Source organism: Collinsella aerofaciens (assembly GCF_002736145.1).
GTDB lineage: Bacteria > Actinomycetota > Coriobacteriia > Coriobacteriales > Coriobacteriaceae > Collinsella > Collinsella aerofaciens_A.
Window position 1 is genome coordinate 1669637 of sequence record NZ_CP024160.1, and the last position, 15708, is coordinate 1685344.

Sequence of the window (15708 nt, forward strand, 5' to 3'; positions counted from 1 at the left end):
AGATTAGTCCGAGTTTTGACTATCGTCAACAGGCTCTCCGCAAATGCTTGCACTTTTATGGCCTATCGGCATAAAAAGACCGCCGGCGCGGGGACAGCGCCAGCGGTCACGTGAAAATCGGGTTTTATTGCCCGTTAAGCGGCGACGGCCTCATAGACCGTAGCGCCCGAGAAGCTGTCATGCAGGCTCTTGCCAGCAATCCACGGCAGCTCGACGACCTCGCAGACCGTGTTGACCAGCTCGGAGCAGTCAGTAAAGTGGCCCTTATCGTTGAGGGCCTCGCAATCCTGAACACGCCAATAGCCATCGGTGTGCGTGATGTAGTACTCGTGATCATCAATCGTCACAAAAGCGCGCGTCTTGGAACGCAGCAGCTTCAGAAATCCTTCGAAGTCGGTCTCGACGACATCTCCAGCCTGGAACATGATGTTACCTCCTGGCCCGGCGCCACCACGGCGCATTGATAAACGTTGGTACTCCTTTAGTAAAACCTTTATCAGAGGTTATGCGTTCGTCATTTAGGCAAGTGGTAAAAAACCGCAGGGTAGACGGGATAAAACGTTTAACCATCCCATTTGTTTGTCACATTCTGAAGGCACTTTTATGCAAACCTACTTTCCCAATTGGAATCTATCCTTTTGGCCGGGCAATTGACCGTCTATCGTTTAAGCCCGACGGGTATGAACGGGGCATCTGCAACGCCACTACAAGGAGACACCATGGAGACTATCGAAGCGCTCATCCACCGCCGCAGCTGCCGCAAATACAGCGATCGTCCCGTCGAGGCCGAAAAGCTTGCACGTATTATCGAAGCCGGCCAATATGCACCGAGCGGCATGGGCCGCCAGCCGGTGACGTTTGTCGCCGTCACCGACCCCGCGACCGTCGAGCGTCTCTCACAGCTCAACGCCCAGGTCATGGGCGGCAGCAGTGACCCCTTCTATGGCGCCAAGACCGTTGTGGTGGTGCTGGTCGACCGCAGCGTGCCCACGCATCTGGAAGACGGCTCGCTCGCCATGGGCAACTTGCTCAACGCCGCCTATGCACTGGGTGTCGATTCGTGCTGGATTCACCGCGCGCATGAGGTCTTTGACTCGCCCGAGGGCCTGGAGCTGCTGGCCAGCTGGGGCCTGCCCGCCGACGGCAGCCTGCGCGGTGTCGGTCACTGCATCCTGGGCTATGCCGATGACGCGTTACCCGAGCCCAAACCCCGCCGCGACAACGTGGTGTACGTAAAGTAGGAAGGTCCGCCGTTCTACCGAACGGCGAACGCTCGCTGTTGGTGACTGACATCGGGTGCGCCACTGGTGACATCTGGCACTTGAGCAGCTAAAAGGCCCAATCCCAAATTTGCTGTCCCGCTCGCAACTTATCTTGCCGATGGAGTTGTCGTCGTTTCGTTCGTTTGAGTCGTTTCGGCGCCGTCGCCCTGTTCACCCTCGTCCTTTTGAGCGTCGACGATGGTGGAGGCTGCCGCAACGATACCGCGTTGGGGCGCGACGCCCGTCTGGGTCTGAGCGCCCTCGACAACTTCTGTGCCTGCATGCGCGAGCTCGGGCGATTTAAACATCGCGTCCAAGTTGGCACCGCCGCCGGCGTAGCCAAGCGCAGCGAGTGCGATGACGATCACTGCAACGACGACCGCGATCGGAACATAACGATGCCAACCAGCCGGATTGAGTCCGCTGCGACGAGCCGCCCCGCGGCTGATGTAACCGAGCGTTCCGTCGTGCTTGAGCTTTGAGCCCACCACGCGTTTGCGGCCCCACAACGAGGACTCGGCCTGCATGGCCAAGCGAGCGCTTGCCGAAGGATAGCCGTATTTAGTGCGCTTGAACGAGCCATCAAACCCCGAGGCGTGTTTGCCCCACGTCACCGATGTCGTGCGTCGGTTGACCGGCGCGGCACTCCGCCTTCTGCGGCTCGGTTTTGTAGTCTCAGCCATACGCCCCCGCACGCCGTAACCAAATCGAAACAATAACGCTTTGGACTGTAGCACACGCGTCGCGCGCGGTCACGGGCGCCTCGCTCAACGGTCATCGTCCTTCAGCAAGCGCCACAGCGTTGTTCGGCTTATGCCCAGCACCTCCGCCGCACGGGTTCGGTTGCCATGGAGATGGTCTACAACCAGATGCGCGATATCTCGCTCGGTATCGATCAACGGTCGCAGGATATACAGGTCGCTTTCGAGTGTCGGGGCGCCAAAGGTTGCAGTCTTAATCACGTCCTCTTGGGCTAGCACTTCCTCCGCCACAGCGCGATCCACCGTGCCCGCCCCCACCAATATATACAGTCGTTCCGAGACCTCGCGGAGCTGCAGATAGTTGCGCGGCCAGCGGTAAGCATCGAGCGCCTTCGTCGCCGCGGCAGACAGCGTGGGCGCTGCCGTCCCAAATGCATCAGCGAGATATTCCAAATACCGCGCAACCTTCGTCGACGCGGCTCCCTGCTCGGCGATTGCCGGTGCCACGCCCACCGCACAGGCGAAGCGCTCGGTCACAAAGGCGGCTTGATCACTTTCGCTGCCACCCGGCATGTCATTCGCCGTCAGCACCACATGACAGCGCGTCGCCAACGCGGTGTCGGCCATCGTGGAAACGAGCTCGCGGAGGCGCTGGGGGCCAACCGCATTCCAGCCCGCAATGCAAAGTGTCAGCCCCGTTTGGAACAGCGGCGATTCGGCGCTTTTGAGCACGTGGCGCCAGCCGCGATCGGTGAGCTCATCGAGCGCAACGGCAACAAAGGGCTGATCGGCAAAAGGGCCATCCAGATAGAGGCGCTTGGCAATCTCGACCTGGCCCGCGCCCAGCTCGCCCTCGAGCATAAGGGGCACACCTCGCGCATAGCTCTCGGCGACCGGCGCAGCCACCGCGGCCGCCCCCTCAACGATGCCGTACGCGCTCGATTCGTAGCGGGCCTCAACTTCGTCGGCATTGAGCCACTCGACGCCCGCATGTGCCGCGGCGCCGCGCACCTCGCGGACCACGACGACCCAAAGGCCCCCGCCCTCTTTGTCGGTGGGGCGAACGGTCAGGCTCAAGCGCGTACCCGCACGTCCCATAACCAGACGCGCGCCGTCTCCTATACGGTCGAGGCGTTCGGCAACAAAAGCCGCCACACCCCGCTCAAGCGCCGCGTCATTCATGGTCGAAATCGCGACGTCCCCACGCGCATCAATTGCCAATGCCGAGGCCCCGGCAGCAGCCAGGGCCTCGGTCAAGATGTTCAGCTTGGCATCGCTGTCCATGGTTCGCCCCGTCTCCAGCCACGACCCTTATCTGTGGCTTGGCATCTCAAGTGTTTCAAAATTGAACGATATTGCTCACCAAACACTATAGGGCAGAAAGCGCCGTCCTGCGAGTATAGGTGTTGCCCCGCATCGCCATCCTGGCGGGGCGATAAGAGCTCTTCGGGACTTATAAACCTGCGGACAAGCCATACCCGCAAGAGCTCCTATCGCTCCACCGCAAGCTTGCGCTCACCGGCAACCAGCACGCAAATAAGCTACTTCTCTACCAGATTCCCAGCACGTGCTGCATTCCCAAACTCATGCACGCAATGCCAATCCAGCAGCAAAAGCCCAGCGCGATGGGCTTGCCGCCCTTTTTGACCAGCTCGACGATATCGGTATTAAAGCCAATAGCCGCCATGGCCATCACGATAAAAAACTTCGACAGCTCCTTGATGGGCGCCGTGATGGACACGGGAAGCTGAAGCACCGTGGTGATTACGCTCGCCAGCACAAAGAACAGCACAAACATGGGAAACGCGCGTTTCAACGAGAACGTGCTTTTGGCGTCGCCCCCGGCCTTGCGCGCCAGATGCATCTGCCAGCACGCAAGGACCAACGTGATGGGGATAATGGCCAACGTCCTGGTGAGCTTGACCACCGTGGCGCTCTCGAGCACATTGGCGCCGGGATGCATGCTGTCCCAAGCGCTCGCCGCAGCCGTTACGGACGAGGTGTCGTTGATGGCGGTGCCGGCAAACAGGCCAAAGCCCTCGTTGGTCAGTCCGAGCATGCCTCCGAGCGTTGGAAACACGAGCGCCGCGATAACGTTAAACAGGAAGATGACCGAAATAGCCTGGGCAATCTCTCGATCGTCGGCATCGATGACGGGTGCGGTCGCGGCGATGGCCGAACCGCCGCAAATCGACGAACCCACACCCACAAGCGTCGCAATCTTGCCCGGCACGTTCATGACGCGGCAGAGCACAAAGGCGATGACAAGCGAGGTCGAGATCGTCGCCACGATAATCGGCAGCGACTGGGCGCCCTTGGACAGAATCTGGGAGAGGTTCATGCCAAAGCCAAGCAGGATAACCGCGTACTGCAAAACTTTTTTGGACGTATAGGTAACACCGGCGGCGAGCTGTTCGCGACGATTCTTGGGAAAGACAAGCGCCAGGACCATGCCAAAGAGGATGGCAAATACCGGCCCGCCGACCACCTCAATCTGTTTGCCGAGCAGCGTTGCGGGGATAGCGATGATCAGGCAGAACAAGACACCCTTCCAGCGCTCGCGTACGGTATTCGCCAGTTGCATATGGGATTCCTTCTTTCTATTTCACGTTTGCGACGGCTTATGATACGGCAACATCGAGCACAGTCTCGCGCAAACAAAGACTAAGATGCCGCAATAGTTCTCGGGCGACAGTCGAATTACTCACCGCGGAGAGCTGATTCGCGGCATAATAAACAACTGACATATGAGTTTGATAGAACGGTTGCGAGGCACTATGGAAGAATCGATGCACGTCGGCGAGCAAGAAACAAGCCTACAAGACCAGTCCTACCACACCATTCGACGCAAAATCGTCTATCTGGACTATAAGCCGGGCGAAAAGCTAGGCGTCAAGCAGCTTTGCGACGACCTAGATATGGGGCGCACCCCCGTGCGCGAGGCTTTGGTTCGTTTGGCGCAGGAAGGCCTGGTGCGTACCGTGCCCCAAAGTGGCACCTATGTCTCGCCCATCAACCTCACCCTTGCCGAGAGTGCCTGCTACATTCGCGAGCACCTGGAAAAGCAGGTAATTGTGGAGTGCTGCGCCCGTGCCACCTCGGCCGGCATCGAGCAGCTCGACCGCGCCATCGTGCTGCAGGAAAAGGCCATGGCCGAAGAGGATCGCATCGGCTTCTTTTTGAGCGACAACCTCATGCATCACATGATTTTTAGCATCGCATGTCGCAGCACCGTGTGGTCGTGGCTCGAAGAGACCAATGCCGACCTGGAGCGCTTCCGCTGGCTGCGCGCCGCCACGCAGGTTCTCGACAATCAGGACATCGTGAACGAGCACAAGCAGATTCGCCGCGCTATTGCCGGTCGCGACCCCATCGAAGCGAGCTTTTTGGTCAGCAAGCACCTGCACATGATGTTCCGCAACCAAACCGAGGTTCTGGACCAGTTCCCCGAGTACTTCGAGACCAGCAAGCTCCGCTAACCTGCCAAAACCACCACAAAGGGGACAGTGAACTGCGCCCCGAAACTTGGACTGAATAAATAGCGACTACGCCGCAAGGGCCCGGTCCCGGAACTCCTCCGGCGTCAGGCCCTTCAATCTTACCTGCCTGCGCCGCGTGTTCCAATGGACTATGTACTCCTCCAGGTCGCGCTTGAAGTCCTCGAAGCTGCCCCACTCCCTGCCGCGGTAGAACTCGTCCTTCACGTGGCCGAAGAGCTGCTCGGTGGCGGCGTTGTCGACGCAGTTCCCCTTGCGCGACATGCTCTGGGTGATGCCCGCCCCCTCCAGCCTGGAGGTGTAGGACTCGTGCTGGTACTGCCAGCCCATGTCCGAGTGCATGGTCGGTGCCGCCCCGTCGGGCAGGGCCTCGAGGAGCCGGTCGAGCATCCTGTGCTGCTGGGCGAGGTCCGGCGAGGTCGATATGTCGCTCGCCACGATCTCCTTCGTGCAGAAGTCGAGCACCGGGGCCCAGTAGGCCTTGGCGCCGGCGACCTTGAACTCGGTGACGTCGGTGCCGAGCTTCTGCCACGGCCCCTCGGCGCCGAAGTCCCTCGCGATGACGTTCTCGAACGTGCTCCCCACGAGCCCCCTGTAGGAGCTGTACCGGCGGCGGGAGCCCCGGCGGCGTATCCCGCACCGGATGCCCATCTCGCGCATCATCTTGAGCACGGTCTTGTCGGCCACGACCGCGCCCAGCTCGGCGCGCAGGCACATGGCTATCTGCCGGTGCCCGCAGCCGTTGGCGGTGCGCGAGAATATCTCGGCCGCGGCGTCGCGCAGCTCGGGCCTGGTCGGCCTCCGCGGGTGCGCCAGCGCGTAGTAGTAGGTCGACCTCCTGAGCCCCGAGCACTCCAGCAGGTGGCGCAGGGAGTGCCCCTCCGCCCTCAGCGCCCCCACCGCCTCGGCCGCCGCCCTGGTCAGAGCCCGTCCCGCTCGACCAGGGCGCGCAATTTTTTTAGGTAGGCGACCTCGGCCTCGAGCCTGCGGCAGCGCTCCTCGAGCTCCTGCTCGCGGGTGCGGGCCCGGGGTTTCGACCTCGACCCCCTCGGCCTGCCCTTCGGTCCGGGCCGCAGCGCCTCGGCGCCGCCCTCGCGGTAGAGCCTGCACCAGCGCTCCAGCGGGGACTTCGACCTGATCCCGAACTCGGCCATGGCGTCGGTCTTCGCCATCCCGCCGTCGACCACGGCCGATGCCGCGGCGACCCTCTGCTCGAATGTGTACCTGGATTGTTTCCCGCCCATGGACAGCAGCGCCTCGCTTCCGAACGCCCGGTATACCCACTGCCATTCTCTCACGGTCTCGCGGGGGACGGACAGGGCCTCGGCCGCCGGTTTGCAGCCGACGCCGGCGTCGAAGAGCTCGACGGCCCGCCTCCTGGACTCCAGGTCGTGCTTCACCCTGAGGTCTATACTCATGGAAAACCTCCCATTTCCCGATGTCCAAGAAATGGGAGGCAGTTCACAGGCACCTTTGAGGTGGTTTCTCCGTACAAAAAGGCCCGGCTCCGTCTGATGACGCGGAGCCGGGCCTTAGTCGTTAGAACGGCGGAACCAACTACTCGACAGTAACGCTTTTCGCCAGGTTACGGGGCTGGTCGACGTCGCAGCCGCGCAGGATGGCGACCTCGCGGGCGAGCAGCTGCAGCGGGACGCTCGCCGTGATGGGGCTGAACACGTCGCGGACTGCCGGCACGCGAATGATGCAGTCGGCAATCTTGTTGATTTCCTCGTCGCCCTCGGTGGCAACGACGATGACCTTAGCGCCGCGCGCCTTGCACTCCATGAGGTTCGACACGGTCTTGTCGTAGGTGGCACTCTTGGTGGCCACGGCAATCACAGGGAAGCCCGGGTCGATCAGGGCAATGGGGCCGTGCTTCATCTCGCCGGCGGCGTAGGCCTCGGCGTGCAGGTAGCTGACCTCTTTGAGCTTGAGCGCGCCCTCGTAGGAAATAGCGGCACCCATGCCGCGACCCACGAACAGTGCGGACTGCGCGTCCTTGCACAGCAGGGCGGCCTCATGAACGGCCTCGGTTTGGGTATCCAAAATCCACTGGATCTGCTCGGCCGTATCGGAAAGCTCGCGGAACAGCATGCGCGCCTGCTTGGTGGTCAGGCGGTACTTGACCTGCGCCAGCAGCAGAGCCAGCAGCGTCAGGCTCACAACCTGGCCGATAAAGCTCTTGGTCGAGGCAACCGCGATCTCCTTGTTGGCCTTGGTGTAGATGACGCCGTCGCTCTCACGCGCCACGGGGCTGCCCACCACGTTGGTGATGCCGAAGACCTTGGCGCCCTTGATGCGCGCGTCGCGAATGGCGGCAAGGGTGTCGGCCGTCTCGCCCGACTGGGACACGGCGACGACGAGCGTCGTCGGCGTGATGATGGGATTGCGATAGCGGAACTCGCTGGCCGCCTCAACCTCGGTGGGGATGCGAGCCCAGCCCTCAATGAGATTCTTAGCAATGAGGCCAGCGTGATAGCTGGTGCCGCAAGCGATCACGTAGACGCGGTCGATGTCGTTGAGCTCCTCGAGCGAAAGGCCCAGCTCGTCGATGTCGAGCTCGCCGGCCGGCGTCATACGACCGACCAGCGTGTCGCGCACGACGCGCGGCTGCTCATGGATCTCCTTGAGCATAAAGTCGGGGTAGCCACCCTTTTCGGCCATGTCCAGGTCCCAGTCGATGTGGGTGACCTTGGGCTCGATAACGTTGCCGGCCTCGTCGGTGTACTCGACGCCTGCGGGCGCGAGCTTGGCAAACTGACCGTCCTCGAGCACCACGACATCGCGAGTGGCGTCGATGAGCGCGATGACATCGGAAGCAACATAGGAGCCGGTTTCGCCCACGCCGACTACAATCGGGGAATCCTTGCGGGCCACGGCGATCACGCCAGGCTCGTCGGCGGAAACGGCGGCCAGACCATAGGCACCGACCACATGGGTGCAAGCCTCGCGCACGGATGCCATCAGGTCGTGCGTCTCGGCATAAGCCTCTTCGATCAGATGCGCGAAGACCTCGGTATCGGTCTCGCTCTTAAAGTGGTGGCCGCGACCCTCCAACTCTTCGCGCAGCTCGGCGAAGTTCTCGATGATGCCGTTGTGGACGATGGCGATACGACCGTCGCAGCTGGTGTGGGGATGAGCGTTAACGACGGAGGGCTTGCCGTGGGTGGCCCAACGGGTGTGGCCGATACCGCAGGTAGCGTCGCTGTCGATGTTGGAAAGCTCGCTCTCCAGGCCCGCGACCTTGCCCACGCGGCGGATGACGTCGAGGTGCGCCGCGGCGCCCTCGCCCACCTCGAGCGCGACGCCCGAGGAGTCATAGCCGCGATACTCCATACGCTTGAGGCCCGTGACCAGGATGTTCTTTGCAATATCAGAGCCGGTGTAGCCGACGATTCCGCACATAGGATAAATCCCTTCGTTCGCGTGACTGCAAGACGTCCACGCACAGGGGGCGCTGAGACGTATAACGTTCGAGTATTGTACTCACGCAAACGCAAGCTGATATACCAGAAGTGGTATCTCAACTTAGATACCACCCGATGCACACACGTCCAGCCGGTCCAAACCACCACAATGGGGACAGGCACCTTTGTGGTGATTTGGATCGGGGCGGCGCTCTGTCCCAGCGAAAGATCTCGATCTGTAACATCTGGGGCTCCGGAAGCCGGCTTAGTGTTACAGATCGAGACATTACAGTTCGGCCCCTGCACTATGTCTCGATCTGTAACAGGTAGAGCCGGTTTTGCCGTCCAGATGTTACAGATCGAGACAATTGAAGGCCCGGGCAGCTCAAACCACCACAAAGGTGCCTGTCCCCTTCGTGGTGGTCGCGCCGGCAACGGCGTTTCCCCAGATAAAACCTGCCAAAATAAACCTGTCCCTTTTTGGTAGGTTTGGGATGCTACAATCTGGCTTGTACTTGAAACGCATCAAAGGGGCCGCTATGGCAAAGGTAAAAATCAGCGACGTCGCGCGCGAGGCCGGGGTTTCGTTGGGCACGGTGTCCAACGCGCTCAACCATCCCGAAAAGCTGCGCCCCGAGACCCTCAAGCTCATCAACGAGACCATCAATCGCTTGGGCTACCTGCCCAACCAAAGCGCTCGCCAGCTGGCCGGCGGCACCACCAAGTCCTTTGGCCTGGTCCTCCCCCGTCTCGATCACGGCTTTTCGCTCCAGATTGCCAGCGGTGCCCACAACGAGGCACGCAAGCACGGCTATGACTTGCTCATCGCCAACGCCGACAACGACGACATTCTCGAAGACCATTACCTGCGCTACTTTATGGGCACGCAGATGTCCGGCGTCATGGTTCAGCCCATGGCGTCCCCTGACTGGCACCCCGCCATGGCCAAGATGCCCGTGCCGATCGTCCATCTGGACATCCACTGTTCCGAGCCCGGTTATTACGTGGCCGCCGACAACGAGGCACAGGGGCGCATTATCGCCGAACTCGCCATCGCCCGCGGCGCGCACCATGTCACCGTTGTGGGCAGAGCAGCATTTATGCAGCTCACCCTGCGCGTGCTTGGCATTCACAAGGCCCTTGCCCTGCACCCCGATATCAAGATCGAAGTCATCGACGCCGGCGAATGGAATACCGCTGCCGACGGCTACGGCATCGGTGCCCAAATCGCCGAGCGCCCTGCGGACGAGCGCCCCGATTTTGTCATCGGCCTGACCGACGTACTGGCGTCGGGCGTTATCTCGGCGTTAATCGACAAGGGCATCTCCGTCCCCGAGCAGGTCCGCGTGGCAGGCTGCGACGGCAATCCGCTCGCCTGGAGCGGGTCGGTCCCACTGACCACAGTAGCGCCTCCGGGCTACGAGATTGGCCGCAAGGGCGTTCAGTTGCTGATGGAGCAGATCGAGAACAAGCCCGCCGCCAAGACCAAACGCGTCCGCATCGGCTCTGCCGCGCGCACCGTCACCGCGGTCACGGCCATCGAGGACATCAACCGCCAAGAGCTCGTGCGGCCGTTCCTGCTGGAACGCGCCAGCACTCAAGCAAGCAGCCAGGCCGAAGCCACCGCCATCAACCTGGGCGCCTACCTGTAGCATCTTTCCTCAACAATCCAATCCATCGCCGAACAAAAAGAGCCCGACAAGCAAACACTTGTCGGGCTCTTCCCTATCGTTTCAGCCGAAGTTAGAACGGAGGAACACAGCTAGCGGCAGACAACGTCCACGGGCACGTTCAGGATCTTGGCGACCTTGAGGATCGTGTCGGTCTGGCTGCCCAGGCAGGCGGCCATGTGGTGGGTCGGGCCCGTCTCGTTCCAGCGGTCCATGAACTCACGGGCGCCGATCGAGAACTTCATGCGCATGTTGGTGTCGCCGAAGGTAAAGATCGGGCCGTCGACGTTCTCACCCTCGGCAACCACGAACTTAAAGTTGCCGTCGCCGTCCTGCGTGATGCCCAGGAAGGTGATGGTGCCGTGGCCGGGATAGAACTGGGTGAGGTAGCCGCCGCCGGTCTTGCCGTGAAAAACGGGGACAACTTTGAGCGTCGGCTTCTTGGCGGTCGAGATATCGGCATCGCCAGAGCCGGAGTGACCGATGATGACGATGTCCTCGGGGAAGTCGATGGAGTACATCTCGGAAAGCTGGCCGGTGCCAGAGATGGTCTTGAGGATGCTCATGGCGATGGCCACCTTCATATCGCCCTCGACCGCGCAGCTCGTGCCCTGCTTGATGAGCATGGAGAACGCCGGGATGAGCATGGAGTCGAGCACGCCGGCCTGACCCTTGGCATAGCCGTCGTAGTGGCTAGCAACCAGACCGATCTCCTCGTCCTTGACCCACTGCTCAAAGGCGATGACGTACTTGGCCATCTCCTGGATGGGCTCGTCGGTGACCTTGGCGCCGCCCTCAACGTCGAAGGTGTCGAGAATCTCGGCAGCCTTGGCGTCCACGGCAGCCTTGTCATCGATGTTGTCGGCGATAGCCCACATCTTCTCCCAGTCAAACTGCTTGGTGTAGAGACCCAAGCGGTTGTAGAGGTTGGTCTCGTCGATGTAGAGGTCCATCATGCCCGGGTACGGACGGCCGATCTGGGCAATGTTGGTGCGACGCAGGCGACGACGCACCTGGGCGGCACGGCACCACTGCTCGAGCTGCTCGGCCACAGCCGGGTCGCCACCCTCGACGACGCCGGTCACGACGGCATGACGCTTGCCGGCGCGGTTAAGGTCGGCCACGACCTCGCCGGGAGCGCCGCAGGCGTACAGATCGCCCAGCCACGTGGGGATGTCGGTGTTGGCGTAGTCGGGCTGGGCCTTCTTCTGCACGTTGACCACGACGACGGGCACGTCCAGGTCGCGCACGACCGGCAGCACGTTGTAGCTCGTGGCATAGGTGAGCATCTGCAGGATAACCAGATCGACGTCCTCGGCGCGGAACTTGTCGCCAGCGACCTGGGCCTGCTCCTTGGTGGTCACCATGCCGCCGTCGATAAGCTCGACAGTCGTGGGCAGCGTGGCCTTAAAGTCCTCGTACTGCTGCTCAAAATTGGGAACGAGCTGCGGGAACTGCGGAAGATAGGCACCGAGGGCGATCGAGAAAACGCCAACCTTGGCTTTGGTGTTAACGAGCATGATTTCCTCCCATGAGAAAAGTTGATGTTTGCAAGCAAGCGGGCGCGGCGGTTATCAGATCAGCAGCAATTAGACGGCGGTTTCCACGAGCTCCCCAGCAACCGGAACCGCCGTTTTTCTTACTTGCTAGTCAACAAATGCCTCGTTGATCTTGATACCAAAGTCGCGGCAGGTGTCCCTGAGGCCCTTGTCGCTAATCTTGTTGAGGAAGTCGTCCGAACCACCGTTGGCGGCACGCGCGGCCAGGTAGATCTCGGCGGCCTTCTCGACGGTGTGCGCCAGGCCAAAGGTCGTGTCAAAGTCAGGACCGGCAGCAAACAGACCGTGGTGAGCCCAGACGATGGTGTCGTAGGTCTTCATGAGCTCGGAGCTTGCCTCGGCGATGGCCGGACCACCGGGGACCATCCAGGGCACAACGCCCACACCGGTCGGGAAGACGACGACGCACTCGGTCATCATCTGCCACAGGATACGGGTGAAGGCACGGTCCTCCAGCGGCACCACAAAGGACATCTCGATGATGCCGGGGGTGTGGGCGTGGTAAATCACCCGGTCGGCGCCATCGGTACGGGCGGCGGCGACACAGTGGTTCATATAGTGGCTCTCGAACTCACTGGTCGGACGGGCGCCGTTGGCAAGGCCCCACACAATGCGGAAGGCGTCGCCGGTCTCGTTGATCTCGACGATGCCGATGTTGGCATACGGATCCTCCAGGACATTGCGCATATACTTGCCCGAGCCGGTGCTCACAAAGTACTGGCCGGCAAGATTCTCGCCGCGCACGCCCATCTTGACCCACTCGCGAGGCTCCTCAAAGAACGGCTTGGCCTCGGCAACCTCCTCGTCGGTCATACGGTAGGTGAGGTTGCCGCCGTTGCGCTCATGCCAGCCCTGCTTAAAGCCGTCATCGCATAAGCGGCAGAAGCCCTTGATAAACGCCAGATCTTCCATTGCCATTGTTTGTCTCCTCTCCGGGACCCGCAGGTCCAATTGAAAAACTTAGGTAAGCCGATTGACGACGGCGCGGAGCATGGTTCGTGTAGGGCCTCCGCGCCGCATGTCATCGGAGAGAGCCGCTCGCGCCCGGCAGAAGTCGCTTGCCGCGCGCGGGGCTGGGGGTAGGTAAAAGGTGAGTCGGGGCGGGCCCCGCGCTCGTTTAGGCCTGGGCGTCCTTGGGGTCGATGCGCTTGACATCGAAGGAGCGGGCAACGCAGGCGCGGGCATCGGCCAGGTCGGTAAAATCGCCGCCGGCGATCATCTGCACGATAAAGTTGCCGATGCAGGTGCCCTCGATGGGGCCGGCGAACACGGGAAGCCCGCAGGTGTCGGCCGTCATCTGGTTGAGGTAGTAATCCTGGCAGCCGCCGCCCACGATGTTGATGCTCGTGTAGTCGTGGCCCGAAAGCTCGCGCAGGCCCCCGATGGCCTTGGCATACGAGCGGGACAGGCTGCAGTAGTTGGTGCGCATGATCTCGCCCACGGTCTGCGGAACCGGCTCGCCGCCCTCGGCGCAGGCCTGCTTAATCTCCTGGATCATGGAGTCGGGAGCCAGGAAACGGTCGTCGTCGACATCGACATACGCCTCGAAGGGCTCGGCCTCGCGGCAGAGCGTGCGGAGCTCGTCAAAGCCAACCTTATGATCCATGAGAGCCTTGTGCGAGGTCTTGCCCTCGACATAGTCGACGCCGTTGATCTCGCGGCGGACGGATTGGTTCATCCACAAGCCCATGATGTTCTTGAGGAAACGGTAACGCTTGAGGTAGCCGCCCTCGTTGGTAAAGTTCTGCTTGCGAGCGAGCTCGTTGGTGATGGCGTGCTGGTTCTCAACGCCCAGCAGGCTCCATGTGCCGCTCGAGATATAGACGGCATTGTCATCCTTGGCGGGTACGGCCAGGAAGGCAGAGCCGGTGTCGTGCGTGGCGGGCAACACAACGGTCGCGGAGTAGCCGATCTTCTCGGAGATGTCGGCCGTGAGCTCACCGAGCACGGCGCTGGGCATGGTCGGCTCCAGGAAGATGCCCTGGGGAATACCAAAGCGCGAAAGGATCTCGGTGTCCCACGTGCACTTCTCGGCATCGAGCATACCGGTAGTGCTCGCGTTGGTGTACTCGTTGGCCTTGATGCCGGTCAGACGCCAGTTGAGATAGTCCGGGATCATCAGGAAGGTGCGAGCTGCCTCGAGCTGCTCGGGATGCTCGTTCTTGAGGGCGAGCAGCTGATAGAGCGTGTTGAAGGGCTGACGCTGAATGCCGGTACGGGCATAGACCTCGGCCGGATCCATAATTTGGTCGGCAACTTCGTAGATGCCGTCAGTGCGGGCATCGCGGTAGGCAACCGTATCGCCGACGATCTTGTTGTGCTCGTCGAGCAGCACGAAATCAACGCCCCAGGTATCGATACCGATGGCGGCCGGAGCCTGTCCGGTCTGATCCTTGACGGCGCGCAGGCCTGCGACGACATGGTCGAACAGAGCCTCAACGTCCCAGCAGTCGTGGCCGTCTACGCGCTTTTGCTCGTTATCGAAGCGGTAAACCTCCTGATAGGACATCTTGCCGTCCTCGACCCAGCCAGCAAGAACGCGACCGCTCGAGGCACCGATATCGACCGCCGCGTAATGCTTGGACTCGATGCGACTCTCCATGTGCTCTCCCCTTTTTGAAGCGGTTCATTTACAGTTTTCATTATTATTTGAACCGTTTCAATTTCAATATGAGTCAACCTCGTTCCTGTGAGCGGTTGTTATTAGACGGTAAACGGTAGTTTTTGATTGAAAATGCTCCCAAATAAAAAGATGCGGCCACCCGCGCTGAGCAGGTGACCGCATCTTTAAAATGATATTGAAATGGCTCGGATGCAAACGCTAGCGCACGGCCTTGACCGCCGCCGTCAAATCGAACAACGTATCGAGCACGGCCTCGCAGCCGTCCACGACGTCCTGCGGCAGCGGCACGATATCGGGAACGGCAAAGACGTGGCAGCCAGCCGTGATGCCCGAGACGCAGCCGTTGCGTGAATCCTCGACCACGGCACATTCCTCGGGAGCAAAGCCCGCGCGCTCGCAGGCAAGCAGATACATCTCGGGGTCGGGCTTGCCGTGCACGACGTCCTCGCCGCAGGTCACCGTTTCAAACTTGTCAAAGAGGCCGACCATCTTAAGGTTGCGTTCTGCCGTGACATGGCGCGATGACGTCGCAAGGCCCACGTGATAGCCCGCAGCCAGCAGCTCGTCTATGCACTCGGCGGCGCCGGCCTTAAGCTCCAGGTCGGTCTTGACCATCTCGTCGCGAATCTCCTTGTGGCGATGATAGAGCGCCTCGGCGGTTTCTCTGCTGCCGTAATGCGCCTCAAGGATGTCCATGACATCGGGCAGCGTGCGACCGATAAACTGATGGATCAGCGCTTCATCAATCGCGACACCCAGCTCAACAGCGGGCGCTTTCCATGCCTTGATGCCCAGACGCTCGGTATCGACCAGCGTTCCGTCCATGTCAAAAATAACAGCCTTGATCATATCGGTCCCCCATCGACTCTCGCTGTCGCATTGCCGAAACTCTACCGCATTTGGCAACTTGTATATAACGTATATACCATATTGCACTTTCGTTACATAGATAGAAGTCTTATGACAAGCAGTCCAGTAGGATTATAGTT

14 protein-coding genes are annotated in these 15708 nt (G+C 61.0%); 3 read left to right on the forward strand and 11 right to left on the reverse strand.

All coding sequences use genetic code 11. From position 1 onward, the window contains the following. Nucleotides 1-134: 134 nt before the first annotated feature. Nucleotides 135-425 carry a hypothetical protein gene (locus CSV91_RS07300; protein ID WP_055251737.1) on the reverse strand — a complete coding sequence of 97 codons (291 nt, stop codon included), beginning with the start codon at nt 423-425 and terminating at the stop codon, nt 135-137. A 294-nt stretch (nt 426-719) separates the two neighbouring features. On the opposite strand from CSV91_RS07300, the gene CSV91_RS07305 reads away from it, so the two are divergent. Beyond that, complete coding sequence (locus CSV91_RS07305; RefSeq protein ID WP_099432368.1) at nt 720-1241, forward strand: nitroreductase family protein; 522 nt, start codon at nt 720-722, stop codon at nt 1239-1241. Between the two features lie 128 nt (nt 1242-1369). On the opposite strand, the gene CSV91_RS07310 is transcribed toward CSV91_RS07305, so the two are convergent. The 3 genes from CSV91_RS07310 to CSV91_RS07320 all read right to left on the reverse strand — a co-directional run bounded on the left by CSV91_RS07310 (nt 1370) and on the right by CSV91_RS07320 (nt 4547). Further along, complete coding sequence (locus tag CSV91_RS07310; protein ID WP_147579398.1) at nt 1370-1945, reverse strand: hypothetical protein; 576 nt, start codon at nt 1943-1945, stop codon at nt 1370-1372. Between the two features lie 84 nt (nt 1946-2029). Further along, complete coding sequence (locus tag CSV91_RS07315) at nt 2030-3247, reverse strand: helix-turn-helix domain-containing protein (protein WP_099432370.1); 1218 nt, start codon at nt 3245-3247, stop codon at nt 2030-2032. Nucleotides 3248-3512: 265 nt separating this feature from the next. Beyond that, nucleotides 3513-4547, reverse strand: a complete 1035-nt coding sequence (locus CSV91_RS07320; protein ID WP_099432371.1) for a YeiH family protein — start codon at nt 4545-4547, stop codon at nt 3513-3515. A gap of 193 nt (nt 4548-4740) precedes the next feature. On the opposite strand from CSV91_RS07320, the gene CSV91_RS07325 reads away from it, so the two are divergent. After that, the gene (locus CSV91_RS07325) at nt 4741-5442 is read left to right on the forward strand and encodes a GntR family transcriptional regulator (RefSeq protein WP_050766156.1); all 702 of its coding nucleotides are present in this window, start codon (nt 4741-4743) and stop codon (nt 5440-5442) included. A 66-nt stretch (nt 5443-5508) separates the two neighbouring features. On the opposite strand, the gene CSV91_RS07330 is transcribed toward CSV91_RS07325, so the two are convergent. The 3 genes from CSV91_RS07330 to glmS form a co-directional block, all read right to left on the reverse strand. After that, nucleotides 5509-6360, reverse strand: a complete 852-nt coding sequence (locus CSV91_RS07330) for an IS3 family transposase (protein ID WP_099431659.1) — start codon at nt 6358-6360, stop codon at nt 5509-5511. Between the two features lie 20 nt (nt 6361-6380). Next, nucleotides 6381-6878, reverse strand: coding sequence for a helix-turn-helix domain-containing protein (locus CSV91_RS07335; RefSeq protein ID WP_099431658.1), 498 nt, complete (start codon nt 6876-6878; stop codon nt 6381-6383). Nucleotides 6879-7017: 139 nt separating this feature from the next. Next, on the reverse strand, nt 7018-8865 hold the full coding sequence (gene glmS, locus CSV91_RS07340; protein WP_099432373.1) for a glutamine--fructose-6-phosphate transaminase (isomerizing): 1848 nt from the start codon (nt 8863-8865) through the stop codon (nt 7018-7020). A 541-nt stretch (nt 8866-9406) separates the two neighbouring features. On the opposite strand from glmS, the gene CSV91_RS07345 reads away from it, so the two are divergent. Next, complete coding sequence (locus tag CSV91_RS07345) at nt 9407-10519, forward strand: LacI family DNA-binding transcriptional regulator (RefSeq protein ID WP_232049586.1); 1113 nt, start codon at nt 9407-9409, stop codon at nt 10517-10519. A 110-nt stretch (nt 10520-10629) separates the two neighbouring features. Here the strand turns inward: CSV91_RS07345 and CSV91_RS07350 are convergent, their stop codons facing one another. From CSV91_RS07350 to CSV91_RS07365, 4 genes are all read right to left on the reverse strand, one after another. Continuing rightward, on the reverse strand, nt 10630-12057 hold the full coding sequence (locus CSV91_RS07350) for an arabinose isomerase (protein ID WP_099432375.1): 1428 nt from the start codon (nt 12055-12057) through the stop codon (nt 10630-10632). Nucleotides 12058-12183: 126 nt separating this feature from the next. Then, the gene (gene rhaD, locus CSV91_RS07355; protein ID WP_099432376.1) at nt 12184-13014 is read right to left on the reverse strand and encodes a rhamnulose-1-phosphate aldolase; all 831 of its coding nucleotides are present in this window, start codon (nt 13012-13014) and stop codon (nt 12184-12186) included. A gap of 199 nt (nt 13015-13213) precedes the next feature. Further along, complete coding sequence (locus CSV91_RS07360) at nt 13214-14698, reverse strand: rhamnulokinase (RefSeq protein WP_099432377.1); 1485 nt, start codon at nt 14696-14698, stop codon at nt 13214-13216. 219 nt (nt 14699-14917) lie between these two features. Beyond that, nucleotides 14918-15568, reverse strand: coding sequence for an HAD family hydrolase (locus CSV91_RS07365; protein WP_099432378.1), 651 nt, complete (start codon nt 15566-15568; stop codon nt 14918-14920). Nucleotides 15569-15708 lie beyond the last annotated feature (140 nt).

Bases quoted from the DNA above. Each gene is read 5' to 3' on its own strand.
- CSV91_RS07310 (WP_147579398.1), bottom strand. From the start codon at position 1,945: ATGGCTGAGACTACAAAACCGAGCCGCAGAAGGCGGAGTGCCGCGCCG.
- CSV91_RS07335 (WP_099431658.1), bottom strand. From the start codon at position 6,878: ATGAGTATAGACCTCAGGGTGAAGCACGACCTGGAGTCCAGGAGGCGG.
- glmS (WP_099432373.1), bottom strand. From the start codon at position 8,865: ATGTGCGGAATCGTCGGCTACACCGGCTCTGATATTGCAAAGAACATC.
- CSV91_RS07305 (WP_099432368.1), top strand. From the start codon at position 720: ATGGAGACTATCGAAGCGCTCATCCACCGCCGCAGCTGCCGCAAATAC.
- CSV91_RS07325 (WP_050766156.1), top strand. From the start codon at position 4,741: ATGGAAGAATCGATGCACGTCGGCGAGCAAGAAACAAGCCTACAAGAC.
- CSV91_RS07320 (WP_099432371.1), bottom strand. From the start codon at position 4,547: ATGCAACTGGCGAATACCGTACGCGAGCGCTGGAAGGGTGTCTTGTTC.
- CSV91_RS07345 (WP_232049586.1), top strand. From the start codon at position 9,407: ATGGCAAAGGTAAAAATCAGCGACGTCGCGCGCGAGGCCGGGGTTTCG.
- rhaD (WP_099432376.1), bottom strand. From the start codon at position 13,014: ATGGCAATGGAAGATCTGGCGTTTATCAAGGGCTTCTGCCGCTTATGC.
- CSV91_RS07350 (WP_099432375.1), bottom strand. From the start codon at position 12,057: ATGCTCGTTAACACCAAAGCCAAGGTTGGCGTTTTCTCGATCGCCCTC.
- CSV91_RS07315 (WP_099432370.1), bottom strand. From the start codon at position 3,247: ATGGACAGCGATGCCAAGCTGAACATCTTGACCGAGGCCCTGGCTGCT.
- CSV91_RS07365 (WP_099432378.1), bottom strand. From the start codon at position 15,568: ATGATCAAGGCTGTTATTTTTGACATGGACGGAACGCTGGTCGATACC.
- CSV91_RS07360 (WP_099432377.1), bottom strand. From the start codon at position 14,698: ATGGAGAGTCGCATCGAGTCCAAGCATTACGCGGCGGTCGATATCGGT.
- CSV91_RS07300 (WP_055251737.1), bottom strand. From the start codon at position 425: ATGTTCCAGGCTGGAGATGTCGTCGAGACCGACTTCGAAGGATTTCTG.